Origin of the sequence: Borrelia hispanica CRI (assembly GCF_000500065.1) — a bacterium.
GTDB classification, from domain to species: Bacteria; Spirochaetota; Spirochaetia; order Borreliales; family Borreliaceae; genus Borrelia; species Borrelia hispanica.
Map to the genome: position 1 here is coordinate 1 of NZ_AYOU01000130.1, position 2,378 is coordinate 2,378.

The 2,378-nt window shown below is 25.9% G+C and carries 2 protein-coding genes; one reads left to right on the top strand and one right to left on the bottom strand.

Annotated features, from left to right (window positions below; translation table 11 throughout):
• The coding region (locus U880_RS0105670; RefSeq protein WP_024655127.1) for a plasmid maintenance protein at positions 1–1,112 on the bottom strand (1,112 nt) is incomplete at its 3' end.
• Positions 1,113–1,306: 194 nt separating this feature from the next.
• Here U880_RS0105670 and U880_RS0105675 point away from each other — a divergent pair.
• Entirely contained in the window at positions 1,307–2,311 is a 1,005-nt protein-coding gene (locus U880_RS0105675) for an ERF family protein (RefSeq protein ID WP_038359379.1), read from the top strand.
• The last annotated feature ends 67 nt before the right edge of the window (positions 2,312–2,378 follow it).

A 2,378-nucleotide genomic window follows, 5' to 3' on the forward strand; every position in this document is an offset into this window, starting at 1 on the left:
TTAAATTCAGAGTGTTTTAAATGTTCCTTCTGGTTTTCTATCAAATCTAAAAGTTCATAGTAATACTGGTTATTAAATACCTTTTTATATTCTAATTTCTCTTGCCTTTTTAAATACTCTTTCAATTTTGGTATGAGAATTTCTATCTTTACTTTTTGTCTCAATTGATCAAGTAGTATGCTAAATATATTGTTTTTAAGATCTTCATATTGTGATTTCAGATTTTCTGTTTTTTTGACCGTCTTCTTTAAATTCGCAACAATGACGCTCAAATCCCCATATCTCTCTTGTTCTATAATAAAATGGGGCTTGGGTCTATATTTTTCATATATAGACCCCATCTTGGCTTCTAAATCTGCACTATCATATCCTTCATTTTTTAATTCCGTTACTACACTTTCTAACACCAATGAAAGCTTCTCTTGTTTCTCTTTCAATGTTACGCATCTTTTATCTTCTCCCCTTTTAGTATCTCCAATATAGCATCTCTCTATTGCATTCTCAGCATTCTTCAGTTTCCTCAATAAGTCAACTTTTACTTCTTTTTCTAAATTAAGTTTAAGAATATTATAGAAGAATCTCGTCTTAAAATTACATTTATTTGCATATTTCTTCAATTGAAAATCTTCGATTTGACTTGTACACTTTTCTTCTTTTTTATTCTTATTATATTTATTATATAAAGACTCCGCTTTTTCTACACTCCCCTCTTTATTGAATTTGCTTTTAAAATGTTCATTAACGCGCTTTTGGAATCTTTTTTCTTTTTTTATTTTGAAACTTTTATTTATTAATCTATTACATTCTTTTTTGTTGTATTTGAGTTCATAATAAACTTCAGTACCCATATTAATTCCTAAATGTTGATAATAGTTATTTGTTACTTGAAATTCTTTGCCTAATTTGTATAGATATTTTTGTAGTGTTTTAATAGTAGTTTCTTTCTGTCCGTTACGTTTTAAGTTACCATTAAAGTAATAAAGTAGATCACCTTGTGTATATTTTTCATATTTGTGATTGGTATAATCAATTGTTGATATTAATACTATTAGTTTGTGTTGGTATTTATTGTTGCATTGTGTTTTAGGCTTGTTAGCTTGTTGATTCCTCATTTTATCTCCTCTTATGATTACTTATTACTAGTAATAATAACCTAATTATTAGTAATAAGTAAATCTTAACTTAGTAAAAAATAAAAATTATTTTTATATATAGCAAAAATAATAATATCAAAAATGAAAATTTGCAAAAACATTATTATTGATGTATAATTATGAATTATGTAATCATAAAAGGAGTTAAAGCAATGATAAAAAATAATGTTGCAAAAACAAGCAATCAAAATACAACAATGAATCAAAAGAGAATAAACTTTTTAAATAACCTTAAAACTTTGAGGATGAGTTTGGATGGAGTGAACAAAAATCTTAATGGATATGGATATAAGTATCAAGATTTTAATGAAATAGTAAGGGAAGTTAAGAATGTTATTAAGGAAAATAATCTAGATATTGATTTTGTACAAGTTCCAACTTGTAAAGTTATAGGCAATAATACAATCAGTGTTGTTACAACAACATTTTATAATTCTAGTGGGTATGAATATTCATTTGATACACCTCTATATATAGAGGAATTGAAATCTATTGGAATCAAAAGTCAAAATACGTGGTCTCAGCTTGTGGGGTCTGCAATAACTTATTTCAAACGTTATGCACTAGTTGCATATTTGTCAATAGAAAGTGAAGTTGATACTGATGCTAGTAACTTAGATCTTGAACAAAGAAATAATAAAAGACAAATTGAAAATAATACTTCTAATAGCAAAGATAGCAGCGCAATCAAACCATCTGTAGATATAACAAAATCAAAATCAATAGAAAGTAGAGTACAAAACAAACAAGTTGTTAATACTGACCATTCTAAATCCAAAGTTAAACATAATGTTAATATGAATAAATTTAAGTATTATCAAAACTTACTAATAGCATCAAGAAATATGTATAGATTTTTAAGTGATAAACCATTTAGTAGTTTGTCAGAAATAAACGATTATCTTGAGTCTGTTAAATCGGGAGATGATTCTAAATTACTYGARTACTTTAATAAAAATAAAACGTTAAAGAGTATTGAGTATTGGTGTAATTTAATTAAAGAATACTTTACTAAAAGTAGTAGAGATTTAAGTAATCTTGAGAAGTTTAATATATTTATGGCATTTGATTCAGATAAAGTTGGAAATAGTCCATTGAGATTATTTAGTCAAATGTCTATGAGCAGAGAATTCCAATGTTTATTCAGGTTAACTTGATGATTATAAATAATAAGCCCCATCAGGGGCTTAAATAATTAATTTTTTAATTTTGAATATCTTCTAT